Source organism: Rhizobium rhizogenes NBRC 13257 (assembly GCF_000696095.1).
In the GTDB taxonomy this organism is placed as follows: domain Bacteria; phylum Pseudomonadota; class Alphaproteobacteria; order Rhizobiales; family Rhizobiaceae; genus Rhizobium; species Rhizobium rhizogenes.
Map to the genome: position 1 here is coordinate 1 of NZ_BAYX01000022.1, position 15,019 is coordinate 15,019.

Annotated in this window: 15 protein-coding genes; 10 read left to right on the top strand and 5 right to left on the bottom strand. The window is 61.0% G+C overall.

The genetic code is table 11. The features are described 5' to 3' along the window. Together RRH01S_RS34705 and RRH01S_RS29220 are read left to right on the top strand one after the other, a co-directional pair. The coding region (locus RRH01S_RS34705; protein WP_210165235.1) for a hypothetical protein at nt 1–206 on the top strand (206 nt) is incomplete at its 5' end. A 49-nt stretch (nt 207–255) separates the two neighbouring features. Continuing rightward, nucleotides 256–462 carry a hypothetical protein gene (locus RRH01S_RS29220; RefSeq protein WP_007690216.1) on the top strand — a complete coding sequence of 69 codons (207 nt, stop codon included), beginning with the start codon at nt 256–258 and terminating at the stop codon, nt 460–462. A gap of 59 nt (nt 463–521) precedes the next feature. On the opposite strand, the gene RRH01S_RS29225 is transcribed toward RRH01S_RS29220, so the two are convergent. Further along, complete coding sequence (locus RRH01S_RS29225; RefSeq protein WP_007690218.1) at nt 522–1,877, bottom strand: ATP-binding protein; 1,356 nt, start codon at nt 1,875–1,877, stop codon at nt 522–524. Between the two features lie 3 nt (nt 1,878–1,880). Then, nucleotides 1,881–2,600, bottom strand: coding sequence for a response regulator (locus RRH01S_RS29230; RefSeq protein ID WP_007690220.1), 720 nt, complete (start codon nt 2,598–2,600; stop codon nt 1,881–1,883). A gap of 343 nt (nt 2,601–2,943) precedes the next feature. On the opposite strand from RRH01S_RS29230, the gene RRH01S_RS29235 reads away from it, so the two are divergent. The 6 genes from RRH01S_RS29235 to RRH01S_RS29260 all read left to right on the top strand — a co-directional run bounded on the left by RRH01S_RS29235 (nt 2,944) and on the right by RRH01S_RS29260 (nt 8,940). Beyond that, entirely contained in the window at nt 2,944–3,780 is an 837-nt protein-coding gene (locus RRH01S_RS29235; RefSeq protein ID WP_007690222.1) for a pseudouridine synthase, read from the top strand. Beyond that, nucleotides 3,767–4,447, top strand: a complete 681-nt coding sequence (locus RRH01S_RS29240; protein WP_012650713.1) for a phosphoribosyltransferase — start codon at nt 3,767–3,769, stop codon at nt 4,445–4,447. Before RRH01S_RS29235 ends, RRH01S_RS29240 begins: the two co-directional genes overlap by 14 nt. Nucleotides 4,448–4,560: 113 nt before the next feature. Next, nucleotides 4,561–5,505, top strand: a complete 945-nt coding sequence (locus RRH01S_RS29245; protein WP_041722981.1) for a phosphoribosylaminoimidazolesuccinocarboxamide synthase — start codon at nt 4,561–4,563, stop codon at nt 5,503–5,505. Between the two features lie 351 nt (nt 5,506–5,856). After that, nucleotides 5,857–7,311, top strand: coding sequence for an efflux transporter outer membrane subunit (locus tag RRH01S_RS29250; RefSeq protein ID WP_007690226.1), 1,455 nt, complete (start codon nt 5,857–5,859; stop codon nt 7,309–7,311). Nucleotides 7,312–7,832: 521 nt separating this feature from the next. After that, entirely contained in the window at nt 7,833–8,030 is a 198-nt protein-coding gene (locus tag RRH01S_RS29255) for a hypothetical protein (protein WP_034516897.1), read from the top strand. After that, a complete protein-coding gene (locus RRH01S_RS29260) occupies nt 8,020–8,940 on the top strand; it encodes an SH3 domain-containing protein (RefSeq protein WP_042476477.1) in 921 nt (306 codons plus the stop codon). Before RRH01S_RS29255 ends, RRH01S_RS29260 begins: the two co-directional genes overlap by 11 nt. A gap of 220 nt (nt 8,941–9,160) precedes the next feature. Here the strand turns inward: RRH01S_RS29260 and RRH01S_RS29265 are convergent, their stop codons facing one another. From RRH01S_RS29265 to RRH01S_RS29270, 3 genes are all read right to left on the bottom strand, one after another. Continuing rightward, nucleotides 9,161–9,403 (bottom strand): DUF982 domain-containing protein, encoded by a 243-nt coding sequence (locus tag RRH01S_RS29265; RefSeq protein WP_007690231.1) that lies wholly within the window; start codon nt 9,401–9,403, stop codon nt 9,161–9,163. Between the two features lie 254 nt (nt 9,404–9,657). Beyond that, nucleotides 9,658–9,780 carry a hypothetical protein gene (locus tag RRH01S_RS35135; protein ID WP_007690233.1) on the bottom strand — a complete coding sequence of 41 codons (123 nt, stop codon included), beginning with the start codon at nt 9,778–9,780 and terminating at the stop codon, nt 9,658–9,660. Nucleotides 9,781–9,867: 87 nt separating this feature from the next. After that, nucleotides 9,868–10,056, bottom strand: a complete 189-nt coding sequence (locus RRH01S_RS29270) for a hypothetical protein (RefSeq protein WP_007690234.1) — start codon at nt 10,054–10,056, stop codon at nt 9,868–9,870. 357 nt (nt 10,057–10,413) lie between these two features. Here RRH01S_RS29270 and RRH01S_RS29275 point away from each other — a divergent pair, with 357 nt between their 5' ends. After that, nucleotides 10,414–12,786, top strand: coding sequence for a transglycosylase domain-containing protein (locus RRH01S_RS29275; protein WP_012650711.1), 2,373 nt, complete (start codon nt 10,414–10,416; stop codon nt 12,784–12,786). 293 nt (nt 12,787–13,079) lie between these two features. Next, nucleotides 13,080–14,999 (top strand): molecular chaperone DnaK, encoded by a 1,920-nt coding sequence (gene dnaK / locus RRH01S_RS29280; RefSeq protein WP_007690238.1) that lies wholly within the window; start codon nt 13,080–13,082, stop codon nt 14,997–14,999. Nucleotides 15,000–15,019: the final 20 nt, after the last annotated feature.

Sequence of the window (15,019 nt, forward strand, 5' to 3'; positions counted from 1 at the left end):
CGGAGATGCGAGCCGCTTCTCCCAGCCAATCCCGTGAAAAATCTTGTCCAACTGGTCAAAATTTTCGATTTTCAGCGGCAAATGAACCGTCCGCCGCCTTTAGCACGGTCGCAACACCCCTTCTTACCATCAAACCAAAGGCAATAGAGCTTTGCGATGGCGAAGCGCGGCTGGATCTCTTTGTTGCCATTCCCCCTATAAAATAGCGGTATTAGTTAAGGAATTTCTGTTATATAAATAAGGTGGGAGGACATCATGGATACAACAAGCTCAAAGAGCATCGTCGAAGTCAGTGTCGATAGCGCCGCCGGACGGAAGGCGCTCGGTATCATGAACATGCGTCAGGCATTGGACCTGCCTGACCTGCCGAGCTTCACCTATACCCATCCGGATCCGCGAAAAGCCGCCGCTGGCGTCGTCGTCAGCCGTGAGGAGCTAGCACGCTTTCTGACCTGCCATTGATCGCTCACGCATCAATGGCCTAAGTCGCGCATCGCGCGATCCCTTTGGTGTGCCCCGCTTCAGGCGGCAATCCGATCACTCACCGCAAGCGGCAGCAATATTATGGCGTCGAGCCCGCCGCCGCTGCGATCCTCCAGGCAGAGCGCGCCATTATGCGTATCGAGGATCTGCCGGACGATCGTCAATCCGAGACCACTCCCCCCGAGATCGCGATTGCGCGATTCCTCCAGCCGGATGAAAGGTTCAAGCACGTCCTTGCGCCGCTCCGCCGGAATGCCCGGACCACGATCGCCGATGATGACGGCAGCATGATCGCCGCGACATTCGACACGGACATCGGCGCTGGCGCCATAGCGCAGCGCATTGTCGATCAGATTATCGAGCACCCTCGCCAGCGCCGTCTGCGGTATCGTCACCTCCAGCTCCCGTCCGAGCGGTGAGAACGAGACAAGGCCTTGAGCATCCTGACGCTCGGCAACGAGAGTACGAACAGTGCCGTCGAGATCGGTGATATCCCTCCCCGCGGAAACGACCGTGCTGCGGGCAAAACCCAATGCCTCCTCGACCAAGCGCTGCATGGCCTCGACATCGGCGATCGCCCGCTCACGATGCGGCGTATCCGGCATCATCTCCATGCGCAGGCGAAAACGGGTCAGATAGGTCCTCAGATCATGAGAGATGGCGCCGAGGATCAGGGTGCGGTTGTTGACCAAGGCGGCGATGCGCAACTGCATGCCGTTGATGGCACGGATCAGCAAGCGCAGCTCGCAGGCACCGCGCTCGGGAATATTGATCGGCTGCAGGCCCTTGCCGATGGAATTGACCGTGCGTGACAGCCGCGTCAGCGGCCGGGTCTCGCGCGCCACCGCAACAATGGCGATCACCGCCACCAGCACGCCGAGAAGTCCGGCCATGAAGCCCACGGGCATTCCGTACAATCGCACGGTCGGCGTATCGGCCAGGTTGAAGACCGCGACCTTGCCGCTGGTAAGACCGATCGAGACTTCGATGGTCCGGTCGGATGCACCGACCGAAAACCAGCTTCCCTGCGGCCGTTCGGGAAGCGCGCGCAGGCGGAAATAACGGTTGCCGAGCGCCATGCTGGCATAGTCGCGCGCCAGTTTGCGGTCGAGAGCCGGATCGGTAGCCGCATCGTTTGGCGCTGGCGTGACGATATCGGCCAGGCGCAGATCCAGACCGGCGGCATTCAGTGCTCGCACGGCCTGTTCCTGCGTTTCCGGCGGAATGGCATCAAGGAGGCGCAGCGTCGACTTGATCTGCGTCGCCGGCGAAAACTCGTGGCTGAGCGGCGTGTCCGGCTTCAGGCTGGCGGCAACGAAAGCGGCGAGCTGGATGATGAACAGCGCCACGGCGACGATCATGATGATACGCGAAACTAGACCGAGTTTCAGCATGGCTCAGACATCCCTTACATCAGCGGTCAGGAGATAGCCGGCATTGCGCACCGTGGTAATGATCTGCGCGCCGTCCGGCAAATACTGCGCGAGCTTGGTGCGCAGGCGCGACACCGTTACGTCGATGGTGCGATCGAACGGGTCGGCGCCGCGCCCGCGCGTCCAGTCGAGCAACTGATCACGCGACAGCACCCGGCGCGGCCGCTCGAGGAAGCAGACGAGCAGGTCGAACTCGGCGGTCGTCAGGCGCATCGGGCCTTCGCCTTCCACCTCGATCGCCCTGCCGTCGAGATCGACGATGAGGCCGGCAAAGCTCTTGCGCCGTCGCGAACCGACCACCTCCTCCGGGCGCTCCGGCCCGGCACGGCGCAGAATGGCGCGGATGCGCGCCAAAAGTTCGCGCGGATTGAAGGGCTTGCCGAGATAATCGTCGGCGCCCATCTCCAGGCCGAGAATGCGGTCGATATCCTCCGACTTCGCCGTCAGCATCAGGATCGGCACGCGGCTGCGCGTCCGAATGCGGCGGCAGGCCGACAGACCGTCCTCGCCCGGCAGCATTAGATCAAGAATGATGAGATCGGGAAAGCCCCTGGCCAGCGCGCGATCCATGGCGGCAGCACTGTCGACCGCCTCGACGGTATAATCCTCACGGGTGAGGAACTCCTCAAGGAGTGCTCTTATTTCGCGGTCGTCCTCGACCAGAAGCAGCGATGCAGAAGCCATGGCTTATCCATGCGAGGCAAAGGGCGTCTTTGACAACAGGGAAACGACCGGCGTTACAAACTGTAACAAATTTCCACTTTTCTGAAAAATCCCGGAAACAGACGCTAGGCAGGTTTATCGCCGTCCCTCCGGAGCGAGGGGCGGCATCGGCCCCGATGTCGTCCTACCCGACCCCATCGCCGCTCCGGACCCTCGGCAGGGCTCGCGTCGACAAGACGCGAGCCCTCGCCTGTCGTCATGCATTTCCCCATTCCAGGATTTGCGTCGTGGCGATCCTCATGCGAAAGGATTGGCATCGTCAGGCCGGCGCGCCTGACCATGGCGACGCAAGGACGAGGCAAGGGTGAGCCAAAGACATTCTCCGCAAAGATCGGGCAAGCCGGCAAAGGGCCGGCAGGAGAGCGACGGCAAACGCGTGACCTTGCCGCGCGCGCTATCGAAGCTCGGCTATTGTTCCCGCACGCAGGCGGAGGCACTGATTGCGGCCGGCCGCGTGACCGTCGACGGTCGGGAGATCACCGATCCCACCGCCTGGATCGATCTCGACCGTGCGCGGATTGCCGTCGACGGCGAGGCAATCGCTGCGGAAAAGAAGCTCTATTTCATGCTGAACAAGCCGCGCGGGCTGGTGACGACGCGCGACGATCCCGAGGGCCGGCCGACGGTCTATGATTGTCTGAGGGACATCGACGCCCGGCATCTGGCGCCGGTCGGGCGGCTGGACAAGGCAAGCGAAGGGCTGCTTCTCTTTACCAATGATACCGTGCTGGCGCAGGCGCTGCTCGATCCGATCAGCCATGTGGGCAAGATCTATCATGTGCAGGTCAACACCATCATGGAGCAGGAGCTGCTGGACCGGATGGAGCGCGGTGTTATCGACGACGGCGAGCTTCTGACCGCGACCGCCGCCCGCCTGCTGCGCAGCGGCGATCGCAACGGCTGGATCGAGGTTGAGCTCAAGGAGGGCCGCAACCGGCAGATCCGCCGGATGCTGGAGGTGCTCGGCGTCGAGTGCCTGCGGCTGGTGCGTGTCGCCTTTGGCGACATTGCGCTTGGCGACCTTGCAAAGGGCGCGGTCAGGGCGTTGACGGAGGCGGAGGTTCTCGGACTTCGCCGTCGCGCAGGCATGGAAAAGACCGGACGAAACGGAATGAAGGCCGGACGCAATGCAGCCCCATGATTTTTGGCAGGAGCTTCATCCGCCGAAGAGCTTTCCGACATCGGGTGAATTCCGCGATGTCTATGTGGCGGAATTGCCCGACGGGCGGCAATTGCGCCTGCCGATCCGCATGCTCGCCGATGGCGAGCATGCGCTGGCGTCGCTGATCATCAATCAGGCAGGTTTTTCCGTGCAGGAGGCGCTGGCGCAAGCGCTGGCTGAGCGTATCGCAGCTTATGATATCGATGTCGTCGCCGGGCTGCCGACGCTCGGGCTGACGCTGGCAAGCGCGGTCGCCCGGGCACTCGGCCATGATCGTTATGTTCCGCTCGGGACGTCGCGCAAGTTCTGGTATCGCGAGGAGCTGTCGGTGCCGCTGTCCTCTATCACCACGCCCAACCAGGAGAAGCGTCTTTATGTAGATCCGCGCATGCTGCCGCTCCTTGAGGGCAAGCGGGTGGCGCTGATCGATGACGTGATCTCGAGCGGCGCCTCGATCGTCTCGGGTCTGGAGCTTTTGAGCGCATGCGCCATCGAACCCGTGGTTATCGGCGCGGCGATGCTGCAATCCGAGCGCTGGCGGGAGCAGGTCGATGCATCGGGCACGACATGGAGCGAGCGGATCGTCGGCGTGTTTTCGACACCGATCCTCGACAGGACAGAGAACGGCGGCTGGCGCCGGCCCTGATCGGCTGGTTCCGGATTTGAGGCCGCGCTTTACTTGACATCGGCGGAGCACAAATTAAGGGTCCAGTCATGAAGCGTCCGCGGGGCGGATGCACGAGCCCGCTGGTGACCGTGTTGCGAATTCTCTCCGAAGCCCATTTTCCGGAACTGCCCAATTACTACCGCGGCAAGGTGCGTGAGAACTACGACCTGCCGGATGGCAGCCGCATCATCATCAGCACGGACCGGCTGAGCGCCTTCGATCGCATCCTCACCTGCATTCCCTATAAGGGCCAGGTGCTGACGCAGACGGCACGCTACTGGTTCGAGGCGACCAAGGACATCTGCCCGAACCATGTCATCGCCTATCCCGACCCGAACGTGGTCGTCGGCAAGCGGCTGGACATCCTGCCGGTGGAAGTCGTCGTTCGCGGCTATCTGGCCGGCACCACCGGCACCTCGATCCTGACACTCTATAAGAAGGGTCAGCGCGAAATGTACGGCATCACACTGCCGGACGGCATGCGCGACAACCAAATCCTGCCGACGCCGATCATCACCCCGACCAGCAAGGAATTCGACGGCGGCCATGACGAACCGTTGACACCGACGCAGATTGTCGAGGGCGGGCTTCTGACAAGTGAGCAATGGCAGACCCTGTCGGACTATGCGCTGGCCCTATTTGCACGCGGCCAGGAAATCGCCAGCAAGCAGGGGCTGATCCTCGTCGACACCAAATATGAATTTGGCACCGATGAAAACGGCACCATCATCCTCGCCGACGAAATCCATACGCCGGACAGCAGCCGTTACTGGCTGGCCGACAGCTACCAGGACAGTTTCGACAAAGGCACCCGCCCCGCAAGCTTCGACAAGGATTTTGTCCGCGCCTGGGTGGCCGAACGTTGCGATCCCTATAAGGACGAGATCCCGGAGATCCCGCTCGACCTCGTCGAGCAGACCTCGAAAGTGTATATCCGCGCTTACGAAGCGATCACGGGCAAGTCTTTCGTCCCCGATGACCGCGGCGCAACACCGCGCGACCGGGTTCGCGCAAGCCTTGAGCGCTATTTCCCGTAAGAGCCGGTCGATCGTCGCTGCGACCGCGTTTCAGGGCGGGGAGCCGCCCTGAAGTTGCATATTGCGCCGAGTTTCAGGCTTCCCACCGCCTTAGGTAGCGGCGGAAAGGGTATGTTTTTTGCAACACTTTAAAATTTTTTTACCAAAAGCCTGATATTTGTCACGATCCCACATATGTTCGCCGACGAGAAATGGCAAAAGGCACTGTGCTATTGCAAAACTCGTTGCTAGATTGGCGCCGAACTGCTTCGGACCATTTGTTGTATTGCGTAGGCAGGAGCGCCGACACATATGGGGTCACGTCGACCCCGTTAAATAGTGATCATGTAAATTGAATTGTGGGATAATGTGATGGTATCCATTCGTACTGCCGCCCCCGCCCTGCTTCTTTTTCTAGCAGGTTGCGTCAGCGGCCCCGATCATAAGCCACCGGAAATGCCTCTCCCGGCCAAATTCTCGGAGGGTGGTACGAAGATCAACGGCGATCTGGCCGGGTCTCAATGGTGGACCGCCTTCGGTGACTCCAAGCTGAACGCCTTTGCAGCGCAGGGACTTGCCGAAAACCTCAATATTCAGCAGGCGCTGGAACGCATCAACCAGGCGCAGGCCGCGGTCATTACCGCCGGCGCCGGCGGACTGCCGAGCCTTACTGCCTCCGGCGATCATACGACCAACGGCCAGAAGGGCAGCCTGCGTACGCAGAGCGAAACGCAGAACTCCACCACTGGCGGAGCTTCGGTTTCGTGGCTGCTCGACCTCTGGGGTCAGTATCGCCGCGCCAAGGAAGGCGCCGTCGCATCGCTCGACGCGGCCTATTCCAGCGTCGACACCGCTCGCCTGACCTATCTGCAGGATCTGGCCAACAGCTACGTCAACGCCCGTTACTACCAGGCTCGCATCTCGATCGCGCAGGACAACTTGAAGTCCCGTCGCGAGACGCTGGCCCTGACCAAGTTCCAGCTCGAAGCCGGTGCTGCTTCCCGCCTCGACGTCGTCCAGGCCGAAGGTCTCGTCAATTCGACGCTTTCCGAAGTTCCCGGTCTCGAAATCAGCTATCGTCAGTCCGTCCATCATATCGCAACCCTGCTCAACGTGTCGTCGGCAACCGTCATCGCCCAGATGCAGGGCGGCGGCAGGCAGCCGGTATTCCGCGGCCGCGTCAATTCGGGTATCCCAGCCGACCTGATCCGCAACCGGCCTGACATCCGCGTTGCCGAGCGCAACCTCGCCAACGCAACCGCCCAGATCGGTGTAGCGGAAGCGCAGCTCTTCCCGACGATCACCCTCAGCGGCGCTATCTCGCCGTCCTATGTCCACACGTCGTCCAGGAGCGGCAGCCTGACGACCTGGTCGTTCGGCCCAACTCTGACGCTGCCGATCTTCGACGGCGGCGCGCTTCGCGCTAACGTCAAGACCGCCGAATCGTCGAGCCGCGAACTGTATATCGTCTGGCAGCAGACGGTGCGATCGGCTGTAGAAGACGTCGAAAACGCCCTGTCGGCCGTCAGCCGCGATGCACAGACTGTCTCGGCGCTGCGTGCGCAGGTGAAATCCTACCAGGAAGCCCTGCAGCTCTCTACGGCAAGCTATAAGGACGGCGCCTCCTCGCTGCTCGACGTTCTCGATGCACAGCGCAACGTTTCGACCGCGCAGGAAAGCCTTGCAACGGCTATCCAGCAGAGCGCTATCGATTACATCTCGCTGAACGTCAACATCGGCGCCGGCTATGTTCCGGCCGAAAAGGGACCTGTTGCCGCAAAGTCGGCCAAGGTCGTTAAGGTCGCCGAAAAGAAGGCCGTCAACTAAAGCATATCGTCCGGCTCCGCCGGGCGCTTCTTCCCATGAAACCGCCGCGGGCAACCGCGGCGGTTTTTCTTTGGCCAGAACAAAGTGCAAAATAAAATGGCGCGCTCCGCTTCCGCAAAGCACGCCACCAACAGTCAATAAACAAAAAGGCCGGAACTAACCGGCCTTTCGTCATCCATCTTCACATCAGTGCCAGTACATCCGTGGTCAAAGTTTAAAGATAGATACTGCAGCCAGATTGATTGCGAAAGGTTAACACATGGTCAACGCCACTTTCGCAATGTCCAAGTAATGCAAGAGGCTCGCCTTGAGGCGCGCCACGCATTTACCGGCTGCATGACTGAAACCTATATCGGGTGGGAATGCGGTGATTTCAAGGTCGATAGAACGAAAGTCTCGATGCCGCGCGAAATAATAAGCAAACCTTCCTAAATATTCCCGGAGATTTTGACGGCCTTTCGCGCACCCGTTCAAGCTGCATTCATGCAAACCCTCTTAAAACCTAGGAAAAGATTGAAAGAATGGCGTTGGATCTTCCAAAATCCCGTGAATGCGCCAGCTTTGATCTTCTCGAAACTGGAAACGGCATGCCGGATCCTGTAACCGCATCGAACGCCTCTTGCGGATATGCGAAGCAGGCAGGCAACAACAATCGGCGCAGCCGCTGGGCAATCCATGAAGCCGGCGGCGCGCAGGGGGAGAGCATTCATGAGACATAAGCTTCTCGCAGCCTTCACGCTGACGGCACTCGTCGCGCTACCGGCGCTCGCGCAAGCCGCGGAAGGTTTTGCCACCGCCAACGTCAACATGCGGTCCGGCCCAAGCACGCAATATCCGGCGGTAACCATGATCCCCGCCGGCGTGCCGCTGGAGATCAACGGCTGCCTCAACGAAACGCCCTGGTGCGACGTCTCCTTCGTCGGCGGACGCGGCTGGGTCGCCGGCCGTTACATCCAGGCAACCTATCAATCGCGCCGCATCTTTGTCGGCCCGCAATATTACCGCCCGCTCGGCATCCCGACCATCACCTTCAATGTCGACGACTATTGGGGTCGCTATTATCGCGGCCGCGACTTCTACCGCGATCGCGACCGCTGGCGCCGGGGACCGGGCTGGAGCGACCGTCGCCCGGATTCGGGCTGGGATCGCCGCCCCGACCGTAATCCCGGCTGGGATAATGATTCGGATCGCAATTGGGACCGCCGCCCGGACCGCAATCGTGATTGGAGCAACCAGCCGGACAATAATCAGGACTGGGGCCAGCAACGCCGCGATCGCAATCGCGATTGGGGCAACCAACAGGACAACAATCAGGACTCGGGCCAACAGCGTCGGGATCGCAACCGCGATTGGAACCGGCAGCCGGACGACAATCAGGGTTGGGGCGGTGGTAACCGGCAAGACCGCCGGCGCGACGACAACCGCCAGGACAATCAACAGCGCCGTCCAGAACCCCAGCCGCAGCAGGCGCAGCCGCAACCCCAGGCACAGCCTCAGCCGCAGCCTCAACGGCAAGACAATCGACGCCCGAATGCCGGTGCGCCAGGGCCCTACAGCCCCGACCATGTCGATCCCTGCCCGGCGTCGCAACCCGATTGCCGTATGACCCCGAGAGGCTTCAATCGATAGTCGCCTCGAGCGACAAGTAGCAAAGGCCAGCGACCCACGTCGCTGGCCTTTTTCATTGGCCCGCGCCCATGGCCGCAAAGCGGCCCGTCGACAATGCGTGGTCAAAGGAAACGGATGATTTAATAGGGAGAGCACGCACTCGCAGGTTGCGCGACAACGCCCGGCATACGCCGGTCCAGAAGGCTTGAGCGATCAGGCGGCGTCAAGGCGCCGCGCTGCCTCAATGGGTTTTCAAATGCGCCTCGCGCATCGCTGAAATGAATATCTCCCGGGCTTCCTCAGCGGATTTCCGCCCGTCGATCGCGGCACGGCAGACGCTTCGGGCGGCCACATAGAACGGGCCACGTCGATCCGGCCAGAGGTTGGCCATGCAATTCAGCGCCTCGGAAGGGCCGGTGACTGTCTGGAAACTGCCTTGAGTGAAGCCGATCTCGATCGGATTGCTCCATTTGATGTGTCGCATGAATACTCCTCCTCACGCGCTATCAATTGCTTGGGGCCATCCAGCAAGACAGCCACAAGCAGTTACTATAGCCTCAATCAGAGCATTCGAAAATATGGAACTTATCAGGCGCGGCACATGAAGGTGGGATGGTCCGAAGAGGTTAATATGACGTCTGCATGCTGGGGATCGGGTCTGTCATGTTTCACGCCAGGATACCGCTTCATGGCGTGAAAATTTACGAAAAGACGAGGTCGGAATCTGGATGTTCCCGCCTACTTGTCCCGCGCAATGCGCTTTGCGTCATCGGCTGAAAAGCCGGCACGGCGGGCAAGCTCTTCCAGCCCGAATACTCGGTCCAACAGATCAACCAGCCATAATTCAAAGCGTTTCCACATGGTAAGCCTCCACCGCAGTAGACCCTGTCGTTGTAACGATCCCGCGATGAACACCCCATGAACACCGCCCCGGCCTACCGAACAGGCTCAGCGAAACAGAGGTGGCCGTTGCGCGTTCGATAGCAATTCCTGCTTGGTGGCGAAGTCGCCGAACAGCTTTTTCAGCCGGACTTCTTCGTCCTTGCAGATCCGGTGCCGCCGCGCGAAATCCTCGACACTCCAGACTTCCCGCAGCTTGGTCTCGCCAACCTTCTCTATCGCAATATGTGAACTCATTGCGCTCGCCCTCTTGTTTTTGTGAAAAGAGAATGCCCGAGAAGAGGAAAAGTTCCTTGCACGATCCCGTCATGAAAGGACACAAGCCGCCACCGCGATTGGCGGTTGAGGATTCTTAATCCCTCCTTAAATCGCCGCATTTACAGTTCACCTCGGGCTTCGACATTTTCACGATCATTTCGTGGGCGAATGCCGGCGGCGCATAAGCTTGAAAATCATGGTCGATTTTCAAGCTTATGCGCCGGTAAAAGCGCTGACTGCGTCCCTTGTGTGTCCCAAACGGATGCGAGGGCAGTCGTGGCGACGCCGGCATCAGATATCGATCCATGGAACCATCAGGGGTACGACCAGTCCGCAATGGCAGGCAAAAGCAGATCAAGCCAGAGGATAGAACCATCCTTCTCAAGCGGTAAGGAACGTAGCGATGATGGTTTCAGCGCCGGCGAACGCATTGCCGGCGGCGGACGCTCATCGGGACGGGAAAGTTCCAAGCGCGACAGCTCCCCTGAGCCAGACAAGCCACGCCGCTCGAGCCGCCGGCGCAAGCAGCAGAGACGGCGCTCCGGCGGTGGCTTCTTCGGCTTCATCCGCTCCGCGATCTATTGGGGCATCGTACTCAGCATCTGGGCCGGCATCGGGCTCGCAGGTCTGGTGGTTTACTACGGATCGCGCATGCCGAGCGCCAGCACCTGGGCCATTCCCGAACGGCCGCCGAACGTCAAGATCGCCGATCTCGACGGCAGCATCATCGCCAATCGCGGCACGACCGGCGGCGAGGCCTTGGCGCTGAGCGACATGTCGCCCTATATTCCCGAGGCACTGATTGCCATCGAGGATCATCGTTTCTATTCCCATTTCGGCTTCGATCCGATCGGGCTTGGCCGCGCGGTGGTGACAAACGTGCTGACCGGCCATGCCGTCCAGGGCGGTTCGACGCTGACGCAGCAGCTCGCCAAGAACCTCTTCCTGTCGCCGGATCGCACGCTGGAGCGCAAGGTGCAGGAGGTGCTGCTCGCCATCTGGCTGGAGCACAAGTTCACCAAGGACCAGATCCTGGCGATGTATCTGAACCGTGTCTATTTCGGCTCGAACGCCTATGGCGTCGAGGCGGCATCGCGGCGCTACTTCAACAAATCGGCGCGTGACGTGAACCTTGGCGAAGCAGCCATGCTCGCCGGCCTCGTCAAGGCGCCGTCGAAACTGTCGCCGGCGCGCGATCCGGCCGCTGCCGAAGCGCGCGCCCAGCTCGTGCTGCAGGCGATGCGCGACCAGGGCTTCATCAGCGAAGCCGATATCAAGACGGCGATGTCGCAGCCGCCGACACGGGCAAAGAGCTATTGGAGCGGGGCTGAGAACTACGTGGCCGACATGGTCATGGGCCAGCTTCCCGGCCTGATCGGCGGCGACGTCAAGGAAGACCTGACCGTCGACACCACCATCGACATGTCGCTGGAAGAAAAGGCCGAACAGGCGTTGAACGACGTGCTCGCCAAGGACGGCAAGAAGCTCAGCGCCTCGCAGGCCTCGCTCGTTTCCGTCGACGCAACCGGTGCGATCCGCGCGCTGGTCGGCGGCCGGGATTATGCGCAGAGCCAGTTCAACCGCGCCGTCACCGCCAAACGCCAGCCGGGCTCGGCCTTCAAGCCCTTCGTCTATACTGCAGCACTGGAAATGGGCCTGACGCCGAACTCGATCCGCAACGATGCGCCGGTGAAGATCGGCAACTGGGCGCCGGAGAATTACGAGCAGAAATATAGCGGCCCGGTCACGCTTGCGACGGCCGTCGCCCACTCGCTAAACACGGTCGCCGCCCAGCTTGCGACGGAAGTCGGACCGGATCAGGTGATCAAGGTCGCCCACAGGCTCGGCATCGAATCGGATCTGCAGGCCAATGCCTCGATCGCGCTCGGCACGTCGGAGGTGTCGCTGCTGGAGCTGACCTCGGCCTATGCCTCCTTCATGAACGGCGGCTTCAAGGCGACGCCGCATGTGATCACCAAGGTGACGACCGCGTCCGGCAAGGTGCTCTATCAGGCGAATTTCGACAATCCACCGCGGGTTCTCAACCCCGACGTCGTCACCAACATGAATGCGATGATGGCCGGCGTCATCAACTTCGGCACCGGCAAATCCGCCCGCATCCCCGGCTGGCAGGCCGCCGGCAAGAGCGGCACGACGCAATCCTTCCGCGACGCGCTGTTCGTCGGCTTCACCAGCCACCTGACGACGGGCGTCTGGTTCGGCAATGACGACGGCAAATCGATGAAGAAGGTGACGGGTGGCGGACTGCCGGCCAAGGCCTGGAAGGAATTCATGGTCGCCGCCCATAAGGGCCTGAGCCCGACCCCGATCTTCGGCGGCGGCCAGATCATCGACAACAGCGTGCCGATGGCGCAATCCGCACCCGGCGCCAACCAACCGGCGACGATCGACGGTATTATTTCCGGCACGCTCGGAGGCGACGGCGGCCAGGTCGCGCATCAAGGCCAACCGACGCTCCAGCAACGGCCTGCACAGCAGCCGATCCAGCAGCAGGGCAATCAAACCGCCGCGAACGACGATCTGGAAGATCTGCCGCCCGCAAACCTGGCCAATGACAATAACCCCTACAGCGCCAACTCCTACGATACCGGCGATATCCCGCCGGCCGACATCGGCGATACCGCTCCGACACCGGCAACGGCAAGGCCGCATCGCACCTCGCTGCTGGACGTTATTCTGGGGCGATAAGACAGCGATTCCCGCGATTGTCGCTTGCATGGTCAAAGCAAGGCTGATCTGATAGATGGTCGCGCCAATTCTCCAGGTCCGCAGGCGCAATGCGGCACTGTGGAATTTGAGCGACAAACCATTCGTTTTGCTGGATTCCGGGTGATTTCCCGCCTTGCAGTCAGTAAAACCGCTACTTATATACGCGGCATCACCGCAGTCATGGCTGCGCAATCCTCAAGACCATCCCGTAAGGGGCTGTCAATGGAATGCCTGACAGGGGTTCCGATAGCTTGCTTCAAGGAGAGAATGACATGGCAAAAGTAATTGGTATCGACCTTGGAACGACAAATTCCTGCGTCGCCGTCATGGACGGTAAAGACGCGAAAGTCATCGAGAATGCCGAAGGCGCCCGCACTACCCCCTCAATGGTAGCCTTCACTGAAGACGGCGAACGTCTCGTCGGCCAGCCGGCCAAGCGCCAGGCGGTCACCAACCCCACCAATACCCTCTTCGCTGTCAAGCGCCTTATCGGCCGCCGCTACGAAGATCCGACCGTTGAAAAAGACAAGCACCTTGTTCCTTTCAATATCGTCAAGGGCGACAATGGCGACGCCTGGGTCGAAGCCCACGGCAAGGGCTATTCGCCCGCGCAGGTTTCCGCAATGATCCTTCAGAAGATGAAGGAAACCGCAGAAGCCTATCTCGGTGAAAAGGTCGAAAAGGCCGTCATCACCGTTCCGGCCTACTTCAACGACGCGCAGCGCCAGGCAACCAAGGATGCCGGCCGCATCGCCGGTCTTGAAGTCCTGCGTATCATCAACGAGCCGACCGCTGCGGCCCTCGCCTACGGCCTCGACAAGAAGGACGGCAAGACCATCGCCGTTTACGACCTTGGCGGCGGCACCTTCGATATCTCGATCCTGGAAATCGGCGACGGCGTCTTCGAAGTGAAGTCGACCAACGGCGATACCTTCCTTGGCGGTGAAGACTTCGACATGCGTCTCGTCGAATATCTCGTTGCCGAGTTCAAGAAGGACAACGGCATCGACCTCAAGGGCGACAAGCTTGCTCTGCAGCGCCTCAAGGAAGCTGCCGAAAAGGCGAAGATCGAACTGTCCTCCGCGCAGCAGACCGAAATCAACCTGCCCTTCATCACGGCAGACGCCACCGGCCCGAAGCACCTGACGCTGAAGCTGACTCGCGCCAAGCTGGAAAGCCTGGTCGACGACCTCGTGCAGCGCACCATCGCGCCGTGCAAGGCCGCCCTCAAGGATGCCGGCGTTACGGCTGCCGAGATCGACGAAGTCGTTCTCGTCGGCGGCATGAGCCGCATGCCGAAGGTACAGGAAGTCGTCAAGCAGCTGTTCGGCAAAGAGCCGCACAAGGGCGTCAACCCGGATGAAGTCGTCGCTCTCGGCGCCGCCATCCAGGCCGGCGTTCTGCAGGGCGACGTCAAGGACGTCCTGCTCCTCGACGTGACCCCGCTGTCTCTCGGCATCGAAACGCTGGGTGGCGTCTTCACCCGTCTGATCGAGCGCAACACCACGATCCCGACGAAGAAGTCGCAGACCTTCTCGACCGCCGACGACAACCAGTCGGCCGTGACCATCCGCGTCTCGCAGGGCGAGCGCGAAATGGCCGCCGACAACAAGCTGCTCGGCCAGTTCGACCTCGTCGGCCTGCCGCCGGCACCGCGCGGCATGCCGCAGATCGAAGTCACCTTCGACATCGACGCCAACGGCATCGTCCAGGTTTCGGCCAAGGACAAGGGCACCGGCAAGGAACAGCAGATTCGCATCCAGGCTTCGGGCGGTCTCTCCGACGCCGACATCGAGAAGATGGTCAAGGATGCCGAATCGCATGCTGCCGAAGACAAGAAGCGCCGCGAAGGCGTGGAAGCCAAGAACCAGGCCGAAAGCCTGATTCATTCCAGCGAGAAGTCGCTGAAGGACTTTGGCGACAAGGTCACCGAGGCCGATCGCAACGCGATCTCCGAGGCGATTGCAGCGCTGAAGACGGCAACCGAAGCATCCGAGCCGGACGCTGAAGACATCAAGGCCAAGACCCAGACGCTCATGGAAGTGTCCATGAAGCTCGGCCAGGCTATCTATGAGGCCCAGCAGTCGGAAGCTCCTTCCGCTGATGCCTCGGCAGGCGGCCACCACGACGACGTCGTCGATGCCGACTACGAGGAAATCAAGGACGAGGACGACCGCAAGCGGTCTGCATAAGCGCGAACCGAAAGGTTCTC

Bases quoted from the DNA above. Each gene is read 5' to 3' on its own strand.
- RRH01S_RS29230 (WP_007690220.1), bottom strand. From the start codon at position 2,600: ATGGCTTCTGCATCGCTGCTTCTGGTCGAGGACGACCGCGAAATAAGA.
- RRH01S_RS29275 (WP_012650711.1), top strand. From the start codon at position 10,414: ATGGCAGGCAAAAGCAGATCAAGCCAGAGGATAGAACCATCCTTCTCA.
- RRH01S_RS29265 (WP_007690231.1), bottom strand. From the start codon at position 9,403: ATGCGACACATCAAATGGAGCAATCCGATCGAGATCGGCTTCACTCAA.
- RRH01S_RS29250 (WP_007690226.1), top strand. From the start codon at position 5,857: ATGGTATCCATTCGTACTGCCGCCCCCGCCCTGCTTCTTTTTCTAGCA.
- RRH01S_RS35135 (WP_007690233.1), bottom strand. From the start codon at position 9,780: ATGTGGAAACGCTTTGAATTATGGCTGGTTGATCTGTTGGACCGAGTA.
- RRH01S_RS29270 (WP_007690234.1), bottom strand. From the start codon at position 10,056: ATGAGTTCACATATTGCGATAGAGAAGGTTGGCGAGACCAAGCTGCGG.
- RRH01S_RS29225 (WP_007690218.1), bottom strand. From the start codon at position 1,877: ATGCTGAAACTCGGTCTAGTTTCGCGTATCATCATGATCGTCGCCGTG.
- RRH01S_RS29255 (WP_034516897.1), top strand. From the start codon at position 7,833: ATGGCGTTGGATCTTCCAAAATCCCGTGAATGCGCCAGCTTTGATCTT.
- dnaK (WP_007690238.1), top strand. From the start codon at position 13,080: ATGGCAAAAGTAATTGGTATCGACCTTGGAACGACAAATTCCTGCGTC.
- RRH01S_RS29240 (WP_012650713.1), top strand. From the start codon at position 3,767: ATGCAGCCCCATGATTTTTGGCAGGAGCTTCATCCGCCGAAGAGCTTT.
- RRH01S_RS29220 (WP_007690216.1), top strand. From the start codon at position 256: ATGGATACAACAAGCTCAAAGAGCATCGTCGAAGTCAGTGTCGATAGC.
- RRH01S_RS29260 (WP_042476477.1), top strand. From the start codon at position 8,020: ATGAGACATAAGCTTCTCGCAGCCTTCACGCTGACGGCACTCGTCGCG.